This is a genomic window from Yoonia sp., from assembly GCF_014859355.1.
GTDB lineage: Bacteria > Pseudomonadota > Alphaproteobacteria > Rhodobacterales > Rhodobacteraceae > Yoonia.
In genome coordinates, this window is the sequence record NZ_JACUUJ010000010.1 from 53,513 (window position 1) to 76,298 (window position 22,786).

The following is a 22,786-nucleotide window of genomic DNA, read 5'->3' on the forward strand; positions in this document are numbered from 1 at the left end:
AAACAAACGTCAGAACAGCGTCAACCCGCCGATGTGGGTTTGAACTGCCACAGCAATACCGCTAATACAGCCAAAGCGAATAAGGCAGGTAAAACATGTATCGACGCGAAATGATTTTTGGACTTGCTGCCATCGGGCTGGCCGCGTGTGAACAGGTTCCCGCGGCCCGACTTGGGCCGGACGGTTTGCCCGTTCCAACGCTCTATCGGATCCGCGAAGGGCAAGAGGCAGAAATTCAGTTTCGGATGCTGGACAGTGTGAACGCATTGCGGCGCGCACAAGGGCTGGTACCGGTGGCGCTTGACGGGCGACTGAACGCGGCCGCAGCAACACATGCGCGCGATATGGCGGTCCAGAACCGCCCCTGGCTTTTCGGCTCTGACGGGTCCAGTCCGTTGGACAGAGCGCGGCGTGTCGGTTTCCCTGGGCGGCTTTTGGGTGAAAACATCTCAGAATCCTATGAAACCGAACTGCAGACCTTAGCCGCATGGATGGAACAGCCGGACACGCGCGCCGTGATTCTGGACCCGGATGCGCGGTTCATGGGGTTTGCGTGGTTTCAGGAAACCGCAGGCAAGATCTGGTGGACACTGAACATTGGCAGTGATCCGGCGATCCGGCGGCCAATTTCCGGGATTGCCAGCTAGGCGTAGATATAGATCGGCGTGCCGGTCTGCACCATTGCAAAGATTTCATCCATTTCCTGATTCTGCACGGCAATACAGCCCCAAGTCCAATCCCGTTTGCCGAAAACGACCTGCGGCGTGCCATGGATAAAGATGTCGCCGCCGGGGCTGACGCCACGCGCACGCGCTGCGGCAATATCATCTGCATTGGGATAGGAAATGCCCAGAGACAGATAATACTGGCTGTTTGGATTGCGCCTATCGATCCGATACGCGCCTTCGGGTGTGCGCCCGTCACCTTCTTGTTCCTTATGGCCCGCCGGTGAAAAACCCAGTTCAAATTTGTAGGTACGCAACAGGTTGCGATCACTGATCAGATGCATGGTGCGCTGTTCCTTGAACACCTGAACGCGCGTCACCTCTGGCCCAGTATACTGTGGGGGTTCCGCACTGCACCCGGCCAAACCTGCGGCTGCGCCTACCATCATTGTCCGTCTTGAAATCATGTCACTGCCCATTTTTGTCCGATCTGTGCCGGTTTTTTTTCAACGCTACAGCAGAATCAGTAAAAAATGTATAAAAAAGAAGTGATGTCGACGCTAATTTCGGGTGAAACCCGCAACAATTTCGACATGCGGCGACCAACGAAACTGGTCTACAACCTGCACCGCACCCATGGCAAAGCCCGCGTCAGTCAGCATGCGGCTATCGCGGGCAAAGGTCACCGGATTGCAGGACACCATCGCAATCGTCCCGATACCGGATTGTGCCAGTGTCGTAATCTGTGCCACGGCCCCTGCGCGGGGCGGGTCGATTACAGCGGCCTCAAAACGGCTCAGTTCGTCTGGTTGCAGTGGCCTGCGGAACAGATCGCGCGTTTCGGTCGTCATACGGCGCAAGTGATGGCCGCCGCGCCAACCGCGATCAAGCGCGTCAAGCATCGCGCTTTCACCTTCAACGGCGTGAATCTCTGCGCGTTTGGACAGCGGCAGGGCAAATGTTCCGCAGCCGGCAAACAAATCGACAATGCGCCCAGCGCCTGCCGTGATCCCGTCAACCGCGGCATAGAGCGCCCGTTCACCATCTTTTGTCGCCTGCAAGAAAGCGCCGGGGGGCGGCACAACGCCTACACCGCCGAAATCCTGTAGCGGCGGATTGATCGTTACAACTGGTTCATCGTTCCAGACCAGCCGTGACAACCGATGCAACTGCGCGAAACCTGCCAGTTCCACGCGCAATTGCGGGGTCAATTCCTTTTCTGTCGCGACCAGAATATCAGGGCCAACAGCTGTTTCCGTCACCGTCAGGTCAATTTCACCCTTGCGCGAACACGCGATGACTGTCAACGATTCAAGCGCGGGGAAGATACCGGTCAATGCGGGCGTGACAAGTTGGCAATCCGGCACGGCAACCAAAACATCCGACGCCTTGGCATGAAAACCGACCATTGCGCCCTTTTTGGTGCGGCGGCCCGAAAACTTGGCCCGGCGGCGTGATTGGGGTGGTGAGGTGATGATCGGGCGAAACTCTGGCATCAATCCCTGCGCCTGCACGGCTTTTTGCACGATCCCCGTTTTCCATGCCGCAACAAAATCATCGCTGGCATGTTGCATCGCGCAACCACCGCAGGTCTTGAAATGCCGGCAGGGCGGCGCAACCCGATCCGCCGAAGGCGTGACAATCCGCACCGTGCCATCCTGCGCGACAGCGACCTCTTCCCCGGGCAAGACACGCGGCAGCAGTGACCGCCCGTCAGAGGCGCGGCCAAGGCCAAGGTGGGTCAGGCTTTCGATAGTCAGCATTTATTCCGCCGCGTCTTTGACATTGATGAAACCACCCGACTGCCGGTTCCAGTAACGGGCGTAAAGCCCGCCTTTGGCCAGCAGATCGTCATGCGTTCCCTGTTCCACCACGCGCCCCGCGTCAAGCACCATGATGCGGTCCATCCGCGCCAGCGTGGACAGGCGGTGCGCAATGGCAATCACCGTCTTTCCGTCCATAATCGTCTCTAACGCGCTTTGAATCGCGGCTTCCACCTCGGAATCTAACGCGCTTGTTGCCTCGTCCAGCACCAGAATGGGCGCATCTTTCAGAATGGCGCGGGCGATTGCGATGCGCTGTCGTTGCCCGCCAGACAACTTTACACCACGTTCGCCAAGGTGTGCATCGTATCCACGGCGGCCCTTGTGATCGACCAGACCCAAAATGAAATCATGCGCCTCGGCCTGTTTCGCGGCCTCTTCAATCTGGGCCTGCGTTGCATCGGGTTTGCCATAGCGGATGTTGTCGCGGGCCGACCTGTTGAACATGGCCGTTTCCTGCGTGACCATGGCGATCTTGCGGCGCAGGCTTTCCTGTGTGACGGCGCGCAGGTTTTGCCCGTCAATCAGCACATCGCCCGCCTCGGTATCATAAAGCCGCAGCAGCAGGGCCACCAAGGTTGATTTCCCCGCACCGGACGCACCTACAATGCCCAGCTTTTCACCAGGTTTCACGGTTAACGACACGTTGTTCAGCCCACCGGGGCCACCACCATAAGAAAAACTGACATTGGCAAAGTTGATTTTGCCCTTGTCAGCCCGCAGCTGGGTGGCATCGGGCGCATCGGTCAATTGATGCGCGGGGCTCAGGGTGCGCATAGCATCCTCGACTTCACCCACGTTTGCATACATGCCCATCAACGTGAAACTGACCCAACCGGTCATCTGCGCCAATCGCAGCGAAATGGCGCCGGCCGCAGCAATATCACCCGCCGTCGCCGCGCCTTGCGCCCAGAAATAAAGCGTGGCCCCAACCAAAAGGATCGGCAGCAACCCACCCAGCGCCATCAGCCAGAACCGGAATGACGCTGACAGCCAACCATAATCAACTGCACTACCCCAGTAATTTTCCATCGCGTCAATCGCCGCGCGGTCTTCATGCTTGTCATGGGCAAACAGTTTCACGGTCTTGATGTTGGTGATCGTGTCAACAACTTGGCCCGTTACCATCGCCCGGGTCGCGGCACGCAGCTTGGAACGTTCGCGAATCCGCGGCATGAAAAACCGTATCATCCAAATATAGGCCACAACCCACAGCGCAAGCAGTGCGGCGGTGCGCACATCGACTGTCAGCAACAGCACGATCGACCCCACTAGCGACGCCAAGGCAAAAGCCACGGTATGGATCATATCAACCATCAGGTCGGTGGTCGCACGGGCGGCCTGCATCTGTTTTTGCGCGATCCGACCGGCGAAATCATCATCAAAAAACGTCACCGCCTGCCCAAGCGAATGGCGATGCAACCGCGACAGGATCAGATTACTAAGAGACGGCCCAACGACCACCGCCTGCATGATCCCGGATACCCCCAACACCAAAGGCCGCAGAATGATGAAAAACGCCGCAACCGCGATCAGCAGAAATACGTTATCTGAAAAATAGGCATCCGTGGATGACGCCAACGCCGCATCAATCACCCACCCCAGCATCAACGCAGTCAACACCTCAAGCGTGCCTGCCAAAGCGGAAATGACGCCGCCCAGTGTCACCATGCCCAGACTACCGCGCAGGGCCCAGCGCAGAAAGGCCAGCAAAGTCTGGGGTGGTGGCCCCTTTGCGGGGGCGAACGGGTCGATCCAACGCGCAAGCGTCATGAATTATGTCCTGTCTGAAAAAACGGAATGAGCCCTTTTATCTAGCGCTATTGCCGTTTCGTCCAATAAAGATGCCTTAAACGAAGATCAGCACTGAAAACCCTGCCAGCGCAACAGCCATGGCGCGCATGAATATCCGCCACGCCAGAGCATTAGCCAAAAGATAGGACAGCACCGCACCTGCGGTGGTCCAGAACAGACAAACGCCCAGGTTCAGGCCGGAAAACGTGGCCGCCAATGTCACCGCCTGATCAACGGGCGACATCGCGGCAACATAAGCCATTGCGCTGATCGCGACCGCCCAAACCTTTGGATTGACCCACTGGAACAAAACCGCCTGCACAAATGTAAAGGGCCTGTCACGATGGCTGGCCTTTGCAGGGTCGGCATTCCATAGCCGATACGCCATCCACAAAATCCACACACCCGCCCCAGCCTTCAGCACCACGGTCAAAACAGGCTGCGCGAACAAAAGCGCGCCAATACCCAGCCCTGTCACGCCCGATATGATCCCGACACCCAGCGCGACACCCAGCAGATGTGGCACCGTGCGCCGAAAGCCGAACCGCGCCCCCGATGCTGTCAGCAAGATCACGTTCGGTCCCGGCGAAAACAATCCGAAAAATACAAAGCCGAAAAGTGGCCAAAGATCACTCAATCAGATCATCCTTGCCCAAGGTAAAATCCGATGCGATCCAACGTGCCTCGGCCTGTTTCAGGGCCTCACCCAAGGCGGGGCCTGACAGGCTTGGCATCAGATCAGCCGCTGTCAGCGGGAATGTCTGGCTGGCCCCAAATTTTGCAAGTTCAGCCGCGTTAGTATCTAAATTTTGCCCCACCGACGCGGCGCGCACCGCCAAAGCATCCATCGCCCGTTGCGCACCAAACCGATAGCCAAGTGCGCCCGCCGGCAGGTCGCTTTTGATCTGTTCCAAAGCAGTGGCCTGTTGGCGGCTTAGCCGCAGTGCGGATTGCGGATGACCCCCAAGAACGGCAAGACGACGGATCGGATCGGGTGCCAGCCCTGCTTTTTCTTCGACATGGATCAACACCGGTAAAGCAGCCGCAGCAGCCCCCGGCAACACCTGCGCCAGCGCACCGGTTGCCGCCATCGACGCCGTAGCAGGTGCAGGGTCGGCGGCCGCGAGCAGCTTTAACAGTTCAGCCGTAACACGTTCGGTCGAAAGGCTTTGCAGTCCTTCGATGTTCGCGGCGCAGGCGGCAAGACTGTCAGGGTCCGGGCCATCGTCAGGTTTGCCATACCAAGCGTAAAAACGGAAAAAACGCAGGATACGCAGATAATCTTCCTTGATCCGGCGGTCAGCATCTTCGATAAACCGCACCCGCCGTGCGCGCAAGTCGGGCAAACCACCCAAGGGATCAGCGATTTCACCATCAGGCCCTGCATAAAGCGCGTTCATCGTAAAATCACGCCTGCGGGCATCATCTGCCATGTTATCGGCATAGACGACAGTGGCGCGTCGCCCGTCTGTTGCCACATCGCGGCGAAAGGTTGTCACCTCAAAAGGGTTGTTTTGGGAAAGAACAGTGACTGTTCCGTGATCATAGCCAGTGGGGATGACACGCAGCCCCGCTGCCTTGGCCAGCCGGGTTACCTCGTCTGGGTGTGCATCGGTCGTCAGGTCAAGATCGGCAACGGGTTCACCCAACAAGGTGTTGCGCACGCAACCACCAACAAACCACGCCTGATACCGCGCATCGGTCAGCATACGGCAAACCTGCTGTGCGGCATCATCTTTCAGCCAAGGGGCGTCTATACGGGTCATGACATACGTTCGGCAATGGCGCGCAGAATACGGGCGGTGGCACCCCAAATATAATAGGGGCCGTAAGGCACTGTATAGTAAAGCCGCCTGCGGCCTTGCCAATGGCGCCCTTCGATACGGAACATCGCGGGGTTGGTGACGTGGCGCAACGGCACCTCAAACACCTCGCTGACCTCGCCTGCTTCGGGGACCGGGTTGAATGGGCCGGTGACGATGGCCAGCACCGGCGTAACCGCGAACCCCGTCACGGTTTGATGCGAAGGCAGCGTGCCCACCACATTAACCATGCTGCGCGGCAGGCCGATTTCCTCTTCTGCCTCGCGCAGGGCTGCATCGACGATGGTGGCATCGGTTGGATCCTGCTTGCCCCCGGCAAAGGCGATCTGGCCGGGGTGATGTTGCAACCGGGGCGACCGTTTCGTCAGGATCAGCCTTTCGGTGTCCGCTTGCACGGCAACCAGCACACCGGCGGGTGTCAGCCGAATATCCGGGGTGTGAAAATCATCGTTCAGGTCAAAATCAGACGATGCGCTGCCCGGTCTGGACAGCGCGTCGGCCAATCGTTTGTGCAGGTCAGGCACGGGTGTCCGTCGCCTCGAACCCGAGGGTTTCGGGCTGGAACGTATAATGCGCCCCGCAGAACTGGCAATCAGCGGTGACGATCCCTGCGTCCGTTGTCATCGTGGCGATATCCTTGGCCGAATAGATCGACAGGCTTTGCCGCACCTTATCTGCCGAACAGCTGCACCCAAAAGTGATGGGCTGGGCGTCAAAAACGCGCGGGCCTTCTTCGTGGAACAGCCGCACCAGCAAATCAGTGGGCGCAACGGTCGGGCCGATCAGTTCGATCTGCTCAACCGTATCCAGCAGCGCATTTGCGCGGGTCCAGTTTTCGCCCTCGTCCTCATCAAGAATATCGACCGCATCCAGCAACCCGCCTTCGCCAGAACCGCCTTCGCCCTTGGCAAATGGCGACGCTTTGGGCATGTGCTGCAACATCACGCCACCGGCACGCCATTGGGCAACCTGTCCGGGCAATTGCGACCGCCCATAGGTCAGCGCAAAACGTGTTGGCAACTGTTCGGACTGCGCGAAATAGGTTTCCGCACAGGATGACAGCGACCCGCCCGAAATGGGCGTGATTCCCTGATAAGGGGTCATCCCTTCGCCCTGATCAATCAGAATGGCGAAATACCCGTTGCCGATCTGGCTGAACGGTTCGGCCTGTTGATCCAGCCTATCCGCATCATAGGACGCATAGGCGCGAATGCGGGCCGGTTCACCGTCGTCGGTGGGGCCGTAGTAATCTGTCGCGATCAGCCGCGCAGGGCCAGACCCGCGCACTTGCAGCGACAGCTTCCAGCGCAGTTTCATCGTCTGCCCGATCAGCGCGGTCAGCAGCGCCATTTCCGCCACCAGCCCTTCGATCATCGGGGGGTAGTCGTGCTGCGCCAATACCTGTTCCAAAACACCATCCAAACGGGCCACTCGCCCGCGAATGTCCGATGCGTCAAGTTGAAACGGCAGGACGGTATCGTCCCAGGCGATCTGTGCGCTGAGGCTCATGGTCTTTCCTTAAAGGTCTTGGAATGGCATACCGCGCCTATATAGGCGGGGCAAGCGCCGGTCCAAGGGGCAAGCAATGATCAGACGGTATGGCAAGACACCGCAAAACGGGCAACGATATACGCTGCGGCCCGGTGCATATGCGATTTTGCCCCGTAACGGGCAGTTGTTGCTGACCTTTCAGGGCGCACCGCACCGCGAATTTCAACTGCCCGGCGGCGGGATTGATCCCGGTGAAAGCCCCTTGCACGCGCTGCACCGCGAAGTGTTTGAGGAAACGGGCTGGCGTATCGCCAAACCCTTGCGGCTGGGCGCGTTCCGGCGGTTTGTCTTTATGCCGGAATACGACATGTTCGCGGAAAAGCTGTGCCATATCTATCTGGCGCGGCCCGTCCGGCCCCATGGACCGCCCAGTGAACCGGGACACCACGCGCATTGGATGGCACCAAAGGACGCTATCCAGGCACTGGCAAATGACGGCGATGCAGCGTTTGTGGCGGGGTTGTCTGGCTAGGCGAAATCACCTCTCCTTGCCCCTGCCCGCAAAAACCGATATCGCGCTTGACGAATATCTATTGACGTAAAGGCACGCGCATGACCGCCCCGAAAAAAGTCGTTCTGGCCTACTCTGGTGGCCTTGATACCTCGATCATCCTGAAATGGCTGCAAACCGAATACGGCTGCGAGGTTATCACCTTTACCGCCGATCTTGGCCAAGGCGAAGAGCTGGAGCCCGCCCGCAAAAAGGCCGAGATGATGGGCGCATCCGCCATCTATATCGAAGACCTGCGCGAAGAATTCGTGCGCGATTTCGTGTTCCCGATGTTCCGCGCCAACGCGCTGTATGAGGGGCTGTATCTGCTGGGCACATCCATCGCGCGCCCGCTGATTTCCAAGCGGCTGGTCGAAATTGCCGCCGCCGAAGGCGCCGATGCGGTCGCCCATGGTGCCACCGGCAAGGGTAACGATCAGGTGCGGTTCGAATTGGCCGCCTATGCGCTGAACCCGGATATCAAGGTGATCGCCCCTTGGCGTGAATGGGATCTGACCAGCCGCACCCGCCTGCTGGAATTCGCAGAGGCGCACCAGATCCCCGTCGCCAAAGACAAACGCGGCGATGCACCGTTCAGCGTTGATGCGAACCTGTTGCACACATCGTCCGAAGGCAAAGTGCTGGAAGACCCCGGCCAGGAAGCACCCGATTACGTCTATCAGCGCACAGTTGCCCCGGAAGACGCGCCCGATACGCCAGAAATGGTGGAAATCACGTTTGAACGCGGCGATGCCGTGGCGATCAATGGCGAAGCGATGTCGCCTGCAACGATACTGACAAAGCTGAATGAACTGGGCGGCAAACACGGCGTTGGGCGGCTCGATCTGGTGGAAAACCGCTTTGTGGGCATGAAATCACGCGGCATCTATGAAACCCCCGGCGGCTCTGTGCTGCTGGAGGCGCATCGCGGAATCGAACAGATCACGCTGGACAGCGGCGCAGGCCACCTGAAAGACAGCATCATGCCGCGCTATGCCGAACTGATCTATAACGGCTTCTGGTTCAGCCCCGAACGCGAAATGCTGCAAGCCCTGATCGACAAGTCACAAGAACACGTCAGCGGCACCGTGCGTGTGAAACTTTACAAAGGTTCCGCCACAACCGTCGCGCGCTGGTCGGATCATTCGCTGTATTCCGAGGCGCATGTGACGTTCGAGGATGACGCCGGCGCATACGATCAAACCGACGCCCAAGGGTTCATCCAGTTGAATGCGCTTCGGCTGAAACTGCTTGCCGCCCGCAATCGCCGCCTGTCCTGATGACGGATGATGACGACGACGAACTTGATCTGTTCGTAGAGGCACAGGACACTGTCTGGAATGATGTTCTGGCTGAACTGCGCGCCGGTAAAAAGCGCACGCACTGGATGTGGTTTGTTTTTCCGCAACTCGCATCGCTTGGCCAATCAGATATGGCCAAGCTTTACGGGTTGAACGATTTGGCGGAAGCAACGGAATTTTATCATCACCCCGTGCTGGGGCCACGGTTGGACACGGTCGTCGGGCTTTTACTGCAAGGGTCGGAATCGTCAGCCAAACAGATCTTCGGCAGCACAGATGCAAAGAAACTGAAATCCTGCGCCACGCTTTTTGCCGCCGTGCCCGGTGCGCCACCCGCGTTTGAACAGATATTGAGCCGCTTTTTCGATGGGCGGCAGTGCAGTGACACTGTGGACGAAATCAGCGACTGAACATCAGCAAATTTTCTGTTGATACAGCACGTCGTAATGCGGTTGCGCCGCATCCTCTAGCCGCTTTGCATCACCCGTCAACTGCGGCAACGGCCCTTCGGCACCGGCAAACCCTGTTGATTGATGCACCGCGTTATACCAATGGCTGGCCCATGCGCCATCATCTTTACGCGGGCCTGCGGGCCATGACAGCATCGCAGAGTCAAACGGCAGCCCGATCGCGTTGCACAGTTTTACCATCATACCTTGGGGATCAGCCCGGATATCGGCGCTGTCGATGACCAGCCCACCAATGCGGTCATGCAACGCCGTTTGCGCAGCAAAGCCGATATCATCCATCCCCATCTGGCCCATCTTGGCCCCATAACTCGCAATCACGCGGGCGGGGTGGCGGATCAGGTGTATGTTCACACAGTCCCTGGCCCAGTCCAGCGGGAAGTCCGGCAACATGTGATGTGGCATATGCTTCATGTAAAAATGTGGCTTTTGGGCTTGAATAGTGCCTAAACACTGCGCTGCAACCTTGGATGGGTCGTTTTCATGCGCCGCCAAAATCTCGGCGCGCATCGGGTGGTCAAGGCCGGTCGCCGCCAGATAGGGCGCATAGAACGGTTCATCCCACACAGCAAAATCAGGCCGGTTGCCAAAGGCATACATCATCGCGGTGGACAGGTTCCGCGGGCCGGACCACATCGCGATCCTCATGACCGTGCCACCAGGTCTTTGTAAAGCGCACGCAGGCGCGCGGTGACAGGCCCCGGTTCGCCGCCACCGATGGTGCGGCCGTCGATTTGGCTAACGGGGGTTTGCGCGCCAAAGGTGCCGGTCAAAAACGCCTCGTCTGCACTATAGGTATCGACAAGGCTGAAATTGCGTTCAAGAACAGGGATATCATTGGCGCGGCACAGGTCGATCACCTTTTGCCGGGTAATCCCGTTCATGCAGTAATCCCCGGTGCTGGTCCAAACCGCGCCCTGCTTGACGATGAAAAAGTTGCAGGCGTTGGTCGTGTTCACAAAGCCATGCACATCCAGCATCAACGCCTCATCCGCGCCGGCCTTTTGCGCGGCAATGCAAGCCAGAATGCAGTTCAGTTTCGAATGACTGTTCAGCTTGGGGTCTTGCGTCATCGGCAATCCGCGCATGTGCGGCACGGTGGCCAGCGTGATCGGGCGCGGGGTTTTCGGGCGGGAATGTTCCATGATGATGACAAATGTCGGCCCCTGTTGCGACAGGCTGGGGTGCTGGAACGGGCGGGTTTTCACCCCGCGTGTGACCATCATCCGCGCGTGGGCGTCGGTGGTCATACCGTTGGCCTTTTGTGTCTCTAACAAGGCGGAAATCACGCCATTCCGGTCCAGCCCTATATCCAGATCAATTGCTTTTGCAGCCTCGAACAGCCGGTCGAGGTGTTGATCGAGAAACGCCCATTTTCCGTCATACAACCGCAGCCCTTCCCACACGCCATCGCCCAGCATGAAACCGCTGTCATAGACGCTGACCGTAGCCTGCGCCTTGGGCACGATCCGGCCATCGAGATAGATCAGAATGTTGTCGTTGCGCGCGTCTTCTTCGGCCTGATGGGTGGTGACTTTGGTCATAATGGTGTTCCTTTTGACGAAACGCTAGGCTAGGTGGCGCGACGTGCCAAGGGGGCTTGTCACGGTTTGAACGTCTGCACCTCTGACAGGTCGGGAATAACATCGGCGGTGCCGTGGCGCGTCACCATCAAGGCAGCAGCCCGCATCGCCTGCCTGATCGCCTGCGCCATCGGCATCCCCCGATCCAGCCCAGCCAACACATAGCCGGTGAACGTGTCACCCGCGCCAGTGGTATCAACCGGATCAACCTTGATCGCGTCAAAATGCTGCTTGCCGTCTGGCCCATACCAGTCGGCCCCGTCTGCGCCCAGCGTCACGATCACATCGCGCACCGGCAGATCGGCGGGGGATTGGCCAGTGGCCTGTTGCAGCTGCGCCGCCTCGACCGCGTTGAGGATCAGAAAATCCAGATGCGGCAACACGGCCATCACCCTGTCGGCATCGAATGGGGCGGCGGCATAGGCAACACGCAGCCCCATTTTTCTGCCAAGGCCCGCCGCCGTGCGTTGCAGGTTGGTTTCGTTCTGGATGACCAACCAGTCACCTGTCTGCGCCTCGGCCATGGCGGTTTGCAGCAGGGTCTGCGGGATCTGCCCGTTCGCCCCAGGGTGCAGCACAATCGCATTTTCGCCAGCCGGGTCCACCATGATGATCGCTTGGGCGGTTTCAGTGTCAACTGTTGCGACATTGCGGGTATCAACGCCATATTCCAGCAAGCGCTGCACCGCCCATGCACCATCAGGCCCAACCGCGCCAATGTGATTGACATGTGCCGCAGCGCGGGCGGCAGCAACCGACATATTCGCCCCCTTGCCACCCAAAAACACCTGCCGCCCGCTGGATGACAGGGTTTCCCCCGGCGCAGGGATATGCGGCACCGCGTAAACAAAATCTGCGTTGATCGACCCAAGATTCCAGATTGCCATCAGCCGACCTTGCAGGCCGCGATGACCGCCATGTTCAGAATATCGTTCACGGTGGACACGGTTGAACAGATCTGGATGGGTTTCCCAATGCCCGACAGGATCGGGCCAATCACTGTCGCGCCGCCCATTTCCTGCATAAGCTTGACCGAGATAGAGGCAGAATGCCGCGCAGGCACGACCAAGACATTCGCCGGGCCAGTCAGGCGGGAAAACGGGTAATTTTCCTGCACCTGCGGGTTCAGCGCCACATCGACGGTCATTTCGCCTTCGTATTCGAAATTCACGCCGCGTTCGTCCAGCACCTTTGGCGCCTGATGCATCTTTTCCGCGCGCTCCGACACCGGATAGCCAAAGGTCGAAAACGACAAAAACGCCACACGCGGTTCCAGACCCAGTTCGCGGGCCACCGATGCACCACGTTCGGCGATATCGGCAAGGTCGTTCTGGTCGGGCCATTCATGGACCAGCGTATCAGTGATCAGCACGATCCGGCCTTTGTTCAGCACCGCCGTTACCCCGACAGCCCCGTCATGCGGGCTGGCGTCAAACACGTGGTTGATCAGTTTCAACACATGCGCCGATTTGCGGGTCGCGCCTGTCACCATGCCATCAGCATGTCCATGCGCCAGCATCAGCGCAGCAAACACATGCCGATCACGCGCAGCAAGACGATGCACATCGTGTGCATCGAACCCTTTGCGCTGTAGCCGTTGATACAGGAAATCCTTGTAGGTATCCAAATGTGCGGTGTTGGCAGCGTTCACGATGGTCAGTTCATCGACCGCATCGGCCAAGCCTTCGGCTGTCAGTTTTTCGCGCACGTCGCTGTCGCGCCCGACAACCAGCGCCTTGCCCATGCCTGACCGCTGATACAGCACAGCGGCCCGCAAAACGCGGGGGTCGTCGCCTTCGGCAAAAACCACGGTGGATTGGTTTGCCCGCGCCCGCGCATTCAGCCCGCGCAGGATAGATGCGGTTGGGTCCATCCGCGATTTCAACGATGCCTCATAGGCGTCCATATCTACGATGGGCCGTCGGGCCACGCCGGTTTTCATCCCCGCCTGCGCCACGGCAACAGGAATGCGGTGAATCAATCGCGGATCAAATGGCGTGGGGATGATGTAATCGCGCCCGAAACTCAGCTTTATGCCATAGGCCAGCGCGACCTCGTCCGGCACATCTTCGCGGGCAAGCGCGGCAAGTGCCTCGGCGCAGGCGATTTTCATGTCATCATTGATCGCACGCGCATGAATGTCCAACGCACCCCGGAACAGATAGGGAAAGCCCAGCACATTGTTCACCTGATTGGGGTAATCGCTGCGCCCAGTGGCAACGATGGCATCTGCGCGCACGGCATGCGCCTCTTCCGGAGTAATCTCGGGGTCTGGGTTGGCCATGGCGAAAATCACCGGGTTCGGGGCCATGCTGGCAACCATATCCTGCGTCACGGCCCCCTTGGCGCTGACACCAAGGAACACATCCGCCCCCACCATCGCATCAGCCAGCGTGCGCGCGCTGGTCGTGGCGGCGTGGGCCGATTTCCATTGGTTCATGCCTTCGGTCCGGCCCTGATAGATCACGCCCTTGGTATCGGCCATGATGCAGTTGTTGTGCTGCGCGCCCATTGTCTTGAGAAGTTCAAGACAGGCAATGCCAGCCGCGCCCGCACCATTCAGCACGATTTTTACATCTTCGATTTTCTTGCCAGACAAATGCAGCGCGTTCAGCAGGCCCGCCGCGCAAATCACCGCCGTGCCGTGCTGGTCATCGTGGAACACCGGAATATCCATCTGTTCCTTCAGCGTCTGTTCAATAATGAAACATTCAGGTGCTTTGATATCCTCCAGATTGATACCGCCAAAGGTCGGACCCATCAGGCGGACAGCGTTTATGAATTCGTCAGGGTCTTCGGTGTCCAGTTCGATGTCGATCGAATTGATATCGGCAAAGCGTTTAAACAGCACTGCCTTGCCTTCCATCACGGGCTTGCTGCCCAGCGCGCCAAGGTTGCCAAGGCCCAGCACCGCGGTCCCGTTGGAAATGACCGCGACCAGATTGCCCTTGTTGGTGTAATCATAAGCGGCTGCAGGGTTGGCGGCGATTTCTTCGCAAGGGATCGCAACACCGGGGGAATAGGCCAACGACAGATCGCGCTGCGTTGTCATTGGCACGGTGGCCTGAATTTCCCATTTCCCGGGACTTGGCTGCAAATGGAATGTCAGCGCATCTTCGCGGGTAATTTTCATCTTGGCCATATCGTTCCCCCCTTTGGTCCAACAGACATAGCGGGTTCTGGATAAGGGCTGCAACGGTTTGATTTCGGGCTTTCACAGCTTTCATACCCTAGGTAGTGTCGCGTTGATGATCCGGGGGATGCATGAGCACCGCAAAATCCAACGCAACGCCCATGATGGCGCAATATCTGGACCTGAAAGCAGGCTACCCCGATGCGTTGCTTTTCTATCGCATGGGCGATTTTTACGAGATGTTCTTTGATGATGCGGTCGCGGCCGCAGCGGCGTTGGACATTGCCCTGACCAAACGCGGCAAACACGATGATCAGGATATCCCGATGTGCGGCGTGCCGGTTCACGCCGCCGAAGGCTATCTGCTGACGCTGATCCGCAAGGGATTTCGCGTGGCAGTCTGCGAACAGATGGAAAACCCCGCCGAGGCGAAAAAGCGTGGGCATAAGGCCGTTGTGAAACGCGACGTCGTGCGGCTGGTCACGCCCGGCACATTGACCGAAGATTCGTTGCTTGATGCGCGGCGGCACAATTTTCTGGCTGCCTATGCCACGGTGCGTGATGCGGGTGCGCTGGCCTGGGTCGATATATCAACCGGCGCGTTTCACGTGATGCCCTGCCCGGCGGTGCAATTGGGCCCGGAACTGGCACGCCTGACCCCGCGCGAAGTCATCTTGGTGGATGGATCAGAGGCCGATTGGGCTGAAATAGTGTCTGATTCAGGTGCAGCGCTGACAACCTTAGGCGCGGCGGCATTTGACAGCACCGCTGGCGAAAAACGGCTTTGCGCGCTTTACAAAATCGCTGCGCTGGACGCCTTTGGCAGCTTTTCACGGGCTGAAATCGCGGCGATGTCTGCCGTGGCCGAATATCTGGAAATCACACAAAAGGGCAACCTGCCCCTGTTGCGCCCCCCCGTGCAGGAAGGGCAATCAGCCGCGATGCAGATTGATGCGGCGACCCGGCGGTCGCTGGAACTGACCCATGCGATGGCGGGCGGGCGGCAAGGGTCGCTGTTGCATTGCATCGACCGGACGGTCACGGCAGGCGGTGCGCGACTGTTGGAACGGCGGCTGGCGTCGCCATCTTGCAACCTGCCTGTGATGACTGCGCGGCAGGATTGCGTGGCGTATATGGTGCAGAACACACGCCTGACCGAAGATATGCGCGACCGGCTGCGCGGGGTGCATGACCTTGATCGCGCCTTGTCACGTCTGGCGCTGGACCGGGGCGGGCCGCGTGATATGGCGGCCATCCGCAACACGATTGCACAGGCTGCGGCCATGCCGGTGGCCGATGACCTGCCCAAGCTGCTAGCAGAAGCGGCGCGCGATCTGGCCGGGCATGATGATTTGCTGGCCTTGTTGGATGACGCGCTGGTCGCCGAACCGCCACTGCTGGCGCGTGACGGGGGGTTTATCGCCCCCGGTTATGATGCCGAACTGGACGAAGCGCGCAAACTGCGTGACCAAGGCCGGTCCGTCATTGCCGCGATGCAGGCAGAGTTCGTGAAACTGTCCGGGGTGCAATCGCTGAAGATCAAGCACAACAATGTGCTGGGGTATTTCATCGAAACAACAGCGACTCATGCAGAAAAAATGATGACCCCGCCGTTGAACGAAACCTTCATTCACCGGCAAACGACGGCCAATCAGGTGCGGTTCACAACCGTCGAACTATCCGAGATTGAAACACGGATATTGAACGCGGGTGGACGGGCGCTTGAAATCGAAAAGCGGCTCTATTCCAGCATAACTCAGGCCATTGTGGCGCAGGCCGGACCCTTGGGTGCCTTGGCGCGGGCGCTGGCGGAATTTGATCTGGCGGCATCTTTAGCGCATCTGGCGATAGCAGAAAACTGGACCCGCCCCCGCATTGACGACAGCCGCGCGTTTGACATTACCGGCGGGCGGCACCCGGTGGTCGAGGCTGCGCTGCAGAAAACCGGCGCGCCCTTTGTCGCCAATGATTGCAGTCTGACTGATGCGCCGATCTGGCTGCTGACCGGGCCGAACATGGCGGGTAAATCAACTTTTCTGCGGCAGAACGCGCTTTTGGCGATCCTTGCACAGATGGGCAGCTTTGTCCCCGCGCAGGACGCGCATATCGGGATCGTCAGCCAGATTTTCAGCCGCGTCGGCGCGTCGGACGATCTGGCGCGGGGGCGGTCCACCTTCATGGTTGAAATGGTGGAAACAGCGGCGATCCTGAATCAGGCGGATGACCGGGCGCTGGTGATATTGGATGAAATCGGGCGCGGCACGGCAACATATGACGGGTTGTCGATTGCCTGGGCCACGTTGGAACATCTGCACGACGTGAACCGCTGTCGCGCCCTGTTCGCCACCCATTACCACGAAATGTCGGTGCTATCGGCCAAGCTGACGGGCGTGGAGAACGCCACCGTCACCGTCAAGGAATGGAACGGTGATGTGATTTTCCTGCACGAGGTGAAACGCGGCACCGCCGATCGCAGCTATGGCGTGCAGGTGGCGCGATTGGCTGGATTGCCGCCGGTCGTGGTGGAACGGGCAAAGGTGGTGCTGGAGGCATTGGAAAAAGGCGAACGCGAAGGCGGTAGCGCGCGCAAGGCGATCATCGACGATTTGCCATTGTTCGCCGCAACACCATCACCGCAACCTGCGAAACCAACGGAATCAGAGGTTGAGGCGCGGTTGAAAGGTATATTTCCTGACGATCTGACCCCGAAAGAGGCGCTTGCGCTGATTTATGAATTACGGGGTATGCTGTAGTTCGGCATTAACCCTAACCTACGATGCGGGCATGGACGAAACGCCAACCTGTGCCGGGCGTAGCAGGCGATCGTGCAGCATGAAACCATTTGCCGCGACCTGGATGATCTCACCCGCTTTGGTGCCGGGCAGCGGGGCCTCGAACATGGCCTGATGTAGTTGCGGATTGAATTTATCACCGACCTCGGGGGCGATTGGCTCGATCCCGTGCTTTTTGAACACATGCAGCAATTCGCGCATGGTCAGTTCGACACCTTCCAACAGGGCCTTGTTAATTTCATGCTCTGCCTCGTTTGCGGAATCCAGCGCGCGGCGCATGTTGTCGTAAACCGGCAGCATATCGCGGGCCAGTTTGGACCCGCCATAATTTTCTGCCTCTCGCCGGTCACGATCAGCACGCTTGCGCATGTTTTCTGCATCGGCGAGCGCACGCATGAACTTGTCGCGCAATTCATCACGCTCGGCCTGCAATGCTTTGATTTCTTCAAAGCCGGCGGCGGCAGCCGCATCCATTTCATCACCTTCAGCAGCGAGTTCATCAAGGCTTTGGAATTCGGCGTCTTTATCAGACATTTATTTTTCCCTTCAGGAGCGGTCGGCAATCATTTTGCCCACCAGCTGTGCGGTGTAATTAACAATCGGGACAATCCGCCCATAGTTCAGACGAGTCGGCCCAATGACGCCCACGGCGCCAATGATCTTGCGGTCGGCGTTCATATAAGGGGAAACCACCAGAGAGGAACCCGAAAGTGAGAACAATTTATTCTCTGACCCGATAAAAATGCGCACACCGTCGCCTTCTTCGGTCAGGTCAAGGAATTGGGCGATGTCGCGCTTGCGTTCGAGATCATCAAACAATGTGCGAATGCGTTGCAGATCGCTTTCGTTTTCATGATCCGTCAGCAGGTTCCCGCGCCCGCGGACGATCAGCCGTTCTGTCCCTTCGCCTTTGTTTTCCCAAAGCGCAAAACCATTTTCAACCAGATCAGCGGCAAGGCTATCAATTTCCTGCCTGCGCGCAGCGATTTCACGTGCAATAACACGGCCCAAATCGGACAGTGTATGCCCTTCGGCAATGGCGTTCAGGAAATTCGCCGCCTCGCGCATAGATGACGGCGTTTGCCCGGGTGGCGGTGTGAAAATGCGGTTTTCCACGTGACCATCCGCAAAGACCAGCACAACAAGGGCGCGTTCCCGCGACAGCGAGACGAATTCGATATGTTTGATCGGGGCCTCATGTTTTGGCGTCAGCACAAGGCTGGCACCTTGGGTGACACCTGACAATGCCTCACCCACTTTATCAAGTACGGTCGCGACGTCCTGATCGTTGGCACCAAAAGTCCGATCAATTTTTTGACGGTCTTCACCGTCCAGATCACCCACCTCTAGCAGGCCATCGACAAACATGCGCAGACCTAATTGGGTTGGGACGCGCCCGGCGCTGACATGGGGGCTGTCAAGCAGGCCGAGAAACTCCAGATCCTGCATCACGTTGCGGATCGTGGCCGCGCTGACCTGTTCGGAAAAATCGCGCGTCAGGCTGCGCGACCCTACGGGTGTGCCACTTTCAAGATATCCTTCGACCACGCGGCGAAACACTTCTCGCGACCGGTCGTTCATATCAGCGATGGTTGGTGGCGTTTTTGTCATTTCTGTCTACAGATAAGGGCGCGGCAATTAAAACCAAACCCCTGCTGGCGTCAATCGGGGTTGGATTTCTGCAAATCGCAGCATATCTGCTGTTGGGCAACCAACAGGAGAGACCCCATGCGCCCATCCGGCCGCCAAACAAACGAAATGCGCCCCGTGACAATTGAAACTGGCGTGACGATGCATGCCGAAGGGTCTTGCCTGATCAAATGCGGGAACACCCATGTGCTTTGCACGGCAACAATCGACGAGCGCGTGCCACCATTTTTGAAAAATTCCGGGTTGGGTTGGGTCACGGCAGAATATGGGATGCTACCGCGTGCCACAAACACCCGGATGCGCCGAGAGGCCAAAAATGGCCAATCTGGCCGCACACAGGAAATTCAGCGCCTGATTGGGCGGTCCCTGCGCGCAGGTGTTGACCGTGTTGCGTTGGGCGAACGCCAGATTGTCGTGGATTGTGACGTCATCCAGGCGGATGGCGGAACGCGCTGTGCATCGATCACAGGTGGCTGGGTCGCACTGAAACTGGCGGTGCAAAAGCTGATGAAGGCTGGTGACGTGATTTCAGACCCTTTGATCGACCCCGTTGCTGCGATTTCCTGCGGGATTTATGCGGGACAAGAAGTGTTGGACCTAGATTATCCCGAAGATAGTGAAGCAGGGGTCGATGGAAATTTTGTAATGACTGCCGGTCGTCTGATCGAGGTTCAGATGTCCGCTGAAGGATCAACATACAGCCGCGCACAGATGGACGGCCTGCTTGATCTGGCAGAAAAAGGTGTCGCGCAACTGACAGCCGCGCAATTGGCAGCGGTCAGCTAATGCGCCGGTTTGAAGGCACCGCACTGGTGATTGCCACCCATAACACCGGCAAGCTGGAAGAGATTGGTGATTTGCTGCAACCCTATGGGGTGACTTTGACGTCGAACGCGGATCACGGGCTGCCAGAGCCGGACGAGACAGAGACAAACTTTGTCGGGAATGCGCGGATCAAGGCCCATGCCGCGGCAAAGGCCACTGGGCTGCCTGCGCTGGCTGATGATAGCGGCATTGCAATTGACGCATTGAATGGCGCACCCGGTGTTCATACCGCTGATTGGGCCGAGACACCGCAGGGCCGCAACTTCATCATCGCAATGGAGCGGACTTGGGCAGAGTTAGAGACGGTTTCCGCACCATTTCCACGCACTGCACGCTTTTGCTGCACGTTGGTTTTAGCATGGCCAGACGGGCATGACGAAGCGTTCGAAGGTGTCATGCCGGGGCAGATCGTGTGGCCGATGCGCGGCGATCAGGGGCATGGCTATGATCCGATTTTTCAGCCGGACGGATATGACCTGACATTTGGGGAAATGGACCGCTGGGAAAAGAACAGGATCAGCCATCGCGCAGATGCCTTTGCCAAGCTGATTGCCGGTTGCTTTGCCTGAGGACTGGGAAAACGGTGGCTTTGGCTTGTATATTCACTGGCCATTTTGCCAAGCGAAATGCCCCTATTGCGATTTTAACAGCCATGTTGTCGCCCAGATTGATCAACGGGCTTGGGAACGCGCCTACCTGGGCGAGATCGCGCGTGTCGGTTTTGAAACCAAGGGACGCATCCTGCGGTCGGTATTTTTTGGGGGCGGCACACCGAGCCTGATGGACCCAAGCCTTGTTGATGCGATCATAACAAAGGTGCGCGCAACTTGGCCCTTGGCGAACGATATCGAGATCACTTTGGAGGCAAACCCGACGTCTGTCGAAGCGGGCCGATTCAAGGGATTTCGTGATGCAGGCGTTAATCGCGTCTCGATGGGAATTCAGGCACTCAATGATCCTGATTTGAAGGCATTGGGACGCTTGCACACGGCGGCAGAGGCAATGGCAGCCTTTGACGTTGCCCGCAGAGCGTTTGACCGCGTTAGTTTTGACCTGATTTATGCCCGGCAGGGGCAAACGCTTCGGAATTGGGAAACAGAATTGAAACAAGCGCTGACAATGGCGATTGATCACCTGTCCCTTTATCAATTGACCATTGAATCCGGCACTGCGTTTGGTGACCGCTATGCTGCTGGAAAGCTGGGCGATCTGCCTGATGAAGATCTGGCGGCTGATATGTATGCCGCAACCCAAGACATTTGCAGTAACGCGGGGTTTCCCGGCTATGAGGTATCAAATCACGCTAAACCGGGCAGTGAAAGTGTCCATAATCAGATCTACTGGCGGTATGGCGATTATGCCGGGATCGGACCTGGAGCACACGGGCGGCTGACCTTGGGCGGTATGCGCTATGCGACAGAGGCGCCACTGGCCCCGGCGGCATGGCTCAAACAGGTTAATCTGTCCGGTCATGGGGAATCCGCACGTGATGTACTGACACCTGATGACCAGTTGGCTGAACTTCTTTTGATGGGAATGCGGTTGAATGAAGGTGTTGAACTAAATCGCTTACCCATTGACGAACATAAGTATTTAAATAGCAATATCAAATACTTACGCGGTTTATCACTGATTGAGGCTGAAGGGGGTTTCTTGCGGTTGACCCCAAAAGGCAAACCACTGCTGAACGCCGTTTTACGGAAGTTACTAAGCGATTAATTACCTGACAATGCGCGCAAAAGATCATCAAGCTGATCGAGTGAATTGTATACTATTGTAATTTTTCCGCCTTCGTCGCCCTCTTTATGATCAATCGTTACCTTCATTTTCAATGATGCAGAAAGTTCGTTTTCAATCTGTATGGTATCGGGGTCTTTGGGCACCGGGGTTCCAGTGATCGGGCGCCGCTTGAGCGCGGGCCCCTTCTTGACCAGTTTTTCAACGTCACGGACCGAAAGTTTGCGCTGAATGGCCTCGCGGGCCAAAAGAGCGGCGCGATCATTCCCGATCAGGGCACGCGCATGTCCAGCTGTCAAAGCTCCAGACACAAGATATTGTTGCACTTCGTCTGGAAGCCCCAAAAGACGCATGAGGTTGGCTATATGACTGCGGCTTTTTCCCAAGGCGCTGGCAAGTTGTTCTTGGGTGTGGCCAAACCGATCCATCAACTGACGATAGCTTGCGGCTTCGTCGATAGGGTTTAAGTCAGCACGCTGAATATTCTCGATAATCGCAACTTCGAGCACCTCGGTGTCGTTATAGTCGCGCAATAAAATCGGAATTTCATGCAATTGCGCGATTTGTGCAGCACGCCAACGCCGTTCACCCGCGACAATTTCATACATATCAGGGTTATCCGGCGCACGTCGCACGATCAGAGGCTGGATAATCCCCTTTTCTGCAACGGACGCGGCAAGTTCCTGTAGAGCATCTTCGGCAAATGTTCTGCGCGGCTGATCAGGATTGGGGCGAACTTGTTCAACTGGCACCAACATATCGGGCCGACGCGGTGAAGTATTTGACGCACCCTCTGTCGTCACATCCGACATGAGAGCGGAAAGCCCACGGCCGAGGCCACGGGACTTTTTTGGGCTAAGCGTCATGTTTCTGAACCTCTTTTAACCGGAATCTTGCCATGACTTCCTGCGCAAGTGACCGATAGGCCATGCTTCCCTTGGACTGCGAATCATATGTTAAAACCGGCATCGCAAAAGATGGCGCTTCACTCAGTCGGACATTGCGTGGAATCACTGTTTTAAAGACCATTTCACCCATGTTTTCGCGGGCGTCTTCTTCAACCTGAAGTGAAAGGTTGTTGCGTTGATCATACATTGTGAGCGCGATTCCGTCGATCCGTAGGTCGGGATTTGCATTTTTCCTGACGTTCCT

23 protein-coding genes are annotated in these 22,786 nt (G+C 57.8%); 8 read left to right on the forward strand and 15 right to left on the reverse strand.

Annotated elements, in window-relative coordinates; translation table 11 throughout:
- Nucleotides 1-95: 95 nt before the first annotated feature.
- Nucleotides 96-647, forward strand: coding sequence for a CAP domain-containing protein (locus tag IBX59_RS05750; RefSeq protein WP_296373331.1), 552 nt, complete (start codon nucleotides 96-98; stop codon nucleotides 645-647).
- On the opposite strand, the gene IBX59_RS05755 is transcribed toward IBX59_RS05750, so the two are convergent.
- From IBX59_RS05755 to IBX59_RS05785, 7 genes are all read right to left on the reverse strand, one after another.
- The gene (locus IBX59_RS05755) at nucleotides 644-1,114 is read right to left on the reverse strand and encodes a L,D-transpeptidase family protein (protein ID WP_296373332.1); all 471 of its coding nucleotides are present in this window, start codon (nucleotides 1,112-1,114) and stop codon (nucleotides 644-646) included. The two genes, IBX59_RS05750 and IBX59_RS05755, sit on opposite strands and share 4 nt — an antisense overlap.
- A 111-nt stretch (nucleotides 1,115-1,225) precedes the next feature.
- Nucleotides 1,226-2,428: a class I SAM-dependent RNA methyltransferase gene (locus tag IBX59_RS05760; RefSeq protein WP_296373333.1), complete on the reverse strand. Its 1,203-nt coding sequence runs from the start codon at nucleotides 2,426-2,428 to the stop codon at nucleotides 1,226-1,228.
- Nucleotides 2,429-4,261, reverse strand: coding sequence for an ABC transporter ATP-binding protein (locus tag IBX59_RS05765; protein WP_296373334.1), 1,833 nt, complete (start codon nucleotides 4,259-4,261; stop codon nucleotides 2,429-2,431). It lies immediately after the preceding gene.
- Between the two features lie 76 nt (nucleotides 4,262-4,337).
- Nucleotides 4,338-4,919, reverse strand: a complete 582-nt coding sequence (locus IBX59_RS05770; protein WP_296373335.1) for a LysE family translocator — start codon at nucleotides 4,917-4,919, stop codon at nucleotides 4,338-4,340.
- Nucleotides 4,912-6,048 carry a CCA tRNA nucleotidyltransferase gene (locus IBX59_RS05775; RefSeq protein WP_296373336.1) on the reverse strand — a complete coding sequence of 379 codons (1,137 nt, stop codon included), beginning with the start codon at nucleotides 6,046-6,048 and terminating at the stop codon, nucleotides 4,912-4,914. Before IBX59_RS05775 ends, IBX59_RS05770 begins: the two co-directional genes overlap by 8 nt.
- The gene (locus IBX59_RS05780; protein WP_296373337.1) at nucleotides 6,045-6,629 is read right to left on the reverse strand and encodes a CoA pyrophosphatase; all 585 of its coding nucleotides are present in this window, start codon (nucleotides 6,627-6,629) and stop codon (nucleotides 6,045-6,047) included. The genes IBX59_RS05775 and IBX59_RS05780 overlap by 4 nt, the downstream gene beginning before the upstream one ends.
- On the reverse strand, nucleotides 6,622-7,614 hold the full coding sequence (locus tag IBX59_RS05785) for an Hsp33 family molecular chaperone HslO (RefSeq protein WP_296373338.1): 993 nt from the start codon (nucleotides 7,612-7,614) through the stop codon (nucleotides 6,622-6,624). Before IBX59_RS05785 ends, IBX59_RS05780 begins: the two co-directional genes overlap by 8 nt.
- Before the next feature lie 76 nt (nucleotides 7,615-7,690).
- On the opposite strand from IBX59_RS05785, the gene IBX59_RS05790 reads away from it, so the two are divergent.
- The 3 genes from IBX59_RS05790 (at nucleotide 7,691) to IBX59_RS05800 (ending at nucleotide 9,857) form a co-directional block, all read left to right on the forward strand.
- On the forward strand, nucleotides 7,691-8,128 hold the full coding sequence (locus IBX59_RS05790) for an NUDIX hydrolase (RefSeq protein WP_296373339.1): 438 nt from the start codon (nucleotides 7,691-7,693) through the stop codon (nucleotides 8,126-8,128).
- 80 nt (nucleotides 8,129-8,208) lie between these two features.
- Entirely contained in the window at nucleotides 8,209-9,426 is a 1,218-nt protein-coding gene (locus IBX59_RS05795) for an argininosuccinate synthase (protein WP_296373340.1), read from the forward strand.
- Nucleotides 9,426-9,857, forward strand: coding sequence for a DUF1810 domain-containing protein (locus tag IBX59_RS05800; RefSeq protein WP_296373341.1), 432 nt, complete (start codon nucleotides 9,426-9,428; stop codon nucleotides 9,855-9,857). Before IBX59_RS05795 ends, IBX59_RS05800 begins: the two co-directional genes overlap by 1 nt.
- 3 nt (nucleotides 9,858-9,860) lie before the next feature.
- Here IBX59_RS05800 and IBX59_RS05805 read toward each other — a convergent pair whose 3' ends face one another.
- Genes IBX59_RS05805 through IBX59_RS05820 form a run of 4 tightly spaced genes read right to left on the reverse strand, consistent with a single transcriptional unit; the run spans nucleotide 9,861 to nucleotide 14,639 of the window.
- On the reverse strand, nucleotides 9,861-10,550 hold the full coding sequence (locus IBX59_RS05805; protein WP_296373342.1) for an HAD family hydrolase: 690 nt from the start codon (nucleotides 10,548-10,550) through the stop codon (nucleotides 9,861-9,863).
- An 8-nt stretch (nucleotides 10,551-10,558) separates the two neighbouring features.
- Nucleotides 10,559-11,461 carry a D-amino acid aminotransferase gene (locus IBX59_RS05810; RefSeq protein ID WP_296373363.1) on the reverse strand — a complete coding sequence of 301 codons (903 nt, stop codon included), beginning with the start codon at nucleotides 11,459-11,461 and terminating at the stop codon, nucleotides 10,559-10,561.
- A gap of 56 nt (nucleotides 11,462-11,517) precedes the next feature.
- Nucleotides 11,518-12,384, reverse strand: coding sequence for a ribokinase (locus IBX59_RS05815; RefSeq protein WP_296373343.1), 867 nt, complete (start codon nucleotides 12,382-12,384; stop codon nucleotides 11,518-11,520).
- A complete protein-coding gene (locus IBX59_RS05820) occupies nucleotides 12,384-14,639 on the reverse strand; it encodes an NADP-dependent malic enzyme (RefSeq protein ID WP_296373344.1) in 2,256 nt (751 codons plus the stop codon). The genes IBX59_RS05815 and IBX59_RS05820 overlap by 1 nt, the downstream gene beginning before the upstream one ends.
- Nucleotides 14,640-14,761: 122 nt before the next feature.
- Here IBX59_RS05820 and mutS point away from each other — a divergent pair, with 122 nt between their 5' ends.
- The gene (gene mutS / locus IBX59_RS05825; protein WP_296373345.1) at nucleotides 14,762-17,383 is read left to right on the forward strand and encodes a DNA mismatch repair protein MutS; all 2,622 of its coding nucleotides are present in this window, start codon (nucleotides 14,762-14,764) and stop codon (nucleotides 17,381-17,383) included.
- A gap of 18 nt (nucleotides 17,384-17,401) precedes the next feature.
- On the opposite strand, the gene IBX59_RS05830 is transcribed toward mutS, so the two are convergent.
- Nucleotides 17,402-17,956 (reverse strand): nucleotide exchange factor GrpE, encoded by a 555-nt coding sequence (locus tag IBX59_RS05830; protein ID WP_296373347.1) that lies wholly within the window; start codon nucleotides 17,954-17,956, stop codon nucleotides 17,402-17,404.
- 12 nt (nucleotides 17,957-17,968) lie between these two features.
- Entirely contained in the window at nucleotides 17,969-19,033 is a 1,065-nt protein-coding gene (hrcA, locus tag IBX59_RS05835; RefSeq protein ID WP_296373349.1) for a heat-inducible transcriptional repressor HrcA, read from the reverse strand.
- Nucleotides 19,034-19,150: 117 nt separating this feature from the next.
- Here hrcA and rph point away from each other — a divergent pair, with 117 nt between their 5' ends.
- From rph to hemW, 3 genes are read left to right on the forward strand one after another with little or no spacing between them, the layout of a single operon-like run.
- Complete coding sequence (rph, locus tag IBX59_RS05840) at nucleotides 19,151-19,858, forward strand: ribonuclease PH (protein ID WP_296373351.1); 708 nt, start codon at nucleotides 19,151-19,153, stop codon at nucleotides 19,856-19,858.
- Complete coding sequence (gene rdgB / locus IBX59_RS05845) at nucleotides 19,858-20,466, forward strand: RdgB/HAM1 family non-canonical purine NTP pyrophosphatase (protein WP_296373353.1); 609 nt, start codon at nucleotides 19,858-19,860, stop codon at nucleotides 20,464-20,466. Before rph ends, rdgB begins: the two co-directional genes overlap by 1 nt.
- Entirely contained in the window at nucleotides 20,459-21,616 is a 1,158-nt protein-coding gene (gene hemW, locus IBX59_RS05850; protein ID WP_296373355.1) for a radical SAM family heme chaperone HemW, read from the forward strand. The genes rdgB and hemW overlap by 8 nt, the downstream gene beginning before the upstream one ends.
- Here the strand turns inward: hemW and IBX59_RS05855 are convergent.
- On the reverse strand, nucleotides 21,613-22,500 hold the full coding sequence (locus IBX59_RS05855) for a ParB/RepB/Spo0J family partition protein (protein WP_296373357.1): 888 nt from the start codon (nucleotides 22,498-22,500) through the stop codon (nucleotides 21,613-21,615). The genes hemW and IBX59_RS05855 overlap by 4 nt on opposite strands.
- Nucleotides 22,490-22,786, reverse strand: a 297-nt coding sequence (locus IBX59_RS05860; RefSeq protein WP_296373359.1) for a ParA family protein, incomplete at its 5' end; no start/stop codon positions are given. The genes IBX59_RS05855 and IBX59_RS05860, both read right to left, overlap by 11 nt.

What these genes read in the sequence shown, in the direction of transcription:
- IBX59_RS05765 (WP_296373334.1), bottom strand. Translation starts at nt 4,261, where the DNA reads ATGACGCTTGCGCGTTGGATCGACCCGTTCGCCCCCGCAAAGGGGCCA.
- IBX59_RS05820 (WP_296373344.1), bottom strand. Translation starts at nt 14,639, where the DNA reads ATGGCCAAGATGAAAATTACCCGCGAAGATGCGCTGACATTCCATTTG.
- IBX59_RS05815 (WP_296373343.1), bottom strand. Translation starts at nt 12,384, where the DNA reads ATGGCAATCTGGAATCTTGGGTCGATCAACGCAGATTTTGTTTACGCG.
- mutS (WP_296373345.1), top strand. Translation starts at nt 14,762, where the DNA reads ATGAGCACCGCAAAATCCAACGCAACGCCCATGATGGCGCAATATCTG.
- IBX59_RS05805 (WP_296373342.1), bottom strand. Translation starts at nt 10,550, where the DNA reads ATGTGGTCCGGCCCGCGGAACCTGTCCACCGCGATGATGTATGCCTTT.
- IBX59_RS05800 (WP_296373341.1), top strand. Translation starts at nt 9,426, where the DNA reads ATGACGGATGATGACGACGACGAACTTGATCTGTTCGTAGAGGCACAG.
- rph (WP_296373351.1), top strand. Translation starts at nt 19,151, where the DNA reads ATGCGCCCATCCGGCCGCCAAACAAACGAAATGCGCCCCGTGACAATT.
- IBX59_RS05830 (WP_296373347.1), bottom strand. Translation starts at nt 17,956, where the DNA reads ATGTCTGATAAAGACGCCGAATTCCAAAGCCTTGATGAACTCGCTGCT.
- IBX59_RS05760 (WP_296373333.1), bottom strand. Translation starts at nt 2,428, where the DNA reads ATGCTGACTATCGAAAGCCTGACCCACCTTGGCCTTGGCCGCGCCTCT.
- IBX59_RS05785 (WP_296373338.1), bottom strand. Translation starts at nt 7,614, where the DNA reads ATGAGCCTCAGCGCACAGATCGCCTGGGACGATACCGTCCTGCCGTTT.
- IBX59_RS05855 (WP_296373357.1), bottom strand. Translation starts at nt 22,500, where the DNA reads ATGACGCTTAGCCCAAAAAAGTCCCGTGGCCTCGGCCGTGGGCTTTCC.
- IBX59_RS05795 (WP_296373340.1), top strand. Translation starts at nt 8,209, where the DNA reads ATGACCGCCCCGAAAAAAGTCGTTCTGGCCTACTCTGGTGGCCTTGAT.
- IBX59_RS05755 (WP_296373332.1), bottom strand. Translation starts at nt 1,114, where the DNA reads ATGATGGTAGGCGCAGCCGCAGGTTTGGCCGGGTGCAGTGCGGAACCC.
- hrcA (WP_296373349.1), bottom strand. Translation starts at nt 19,033, where the DNA reads ATGACAAAAACGCCACCAACCATCGCTGATATGAACGACCGGTCGCGA.
- IBX59_RS05790 (WP_296373339.1), top strand. Translation starts at nt 7,691, where the DNA reads ATGATCAGACGGTATGGCAAGACACCGCAAAACGGGCAACGATATACG.
- IBX59_RS05750 (WP_296373331.1), top strand. Translation starts at nt 96, where the DNA reads ATGTATCGACGCGAAATGATTTTTGGACTTGCTGCCATCGGGCTGGCC.
- IBX59_RS05775 (WP_296373336.1), bottom strand. Translation starts at nt 6,048, where the DNA reads ATGACCCGTATAGACGCCCCTTGGCTGAAAGATGATGCCGCACAGCAG.
- rdgB (WP_296373353.1), top strand. Translation starts at nt 19,858, where the DNA reads ATGCGCCGGTTTGAAGGCACCGCACTGGTGATTGCCACCCATAACACC.